The following is a 233-nucleotide window of genomic DNA, read 5'->3' on the forward strand; positions in this document are numbered from 1 at the left end:
GTATGGAAACTGCCAGCCAGAATCTGGAGTTTGAAGAAGCGGCACGTATTCGCGACCAAATTCAGGCGGTGCGACGCGTCACCGAAAAACAATTCGTTTCCAATACCGGCGACGACCTCGACGTTATTGGTGTGGCGTTCGATGCGGGCATGGCTTGTGTCCACGTATTGTTCATTCGTCAGGGCAAAGTGCTCGGCAGCCGCAGCTATTTCCCGAAAGTGCCTGGCGGTACG

1 protein-coding gene is annotated in these 233 nt (G+C 54.9%); it reads left to right on the top strand.

The genetic code is table 11. The annotated features are described in order from the left end of the window. The coding region (locus FN960_RS24815; protein ID WP_185971177.1) for a UvrB/UvrC motif-containing protein at positions 1-233 on the top strand (233 nt) is incomplete at both ends.

The sequence above is a fragment of the Alkalicoccobacillus porphyridii genome (assembly GCF_007293315.1).
In the GTDB taxonomy this organism is placed as follows: Bacteria; Bacillota; Bacilli; order Bacillales; family Bacillaceae_D; genus Alkalicoccobacillus; species Alkalicoccobacillus porphyridii.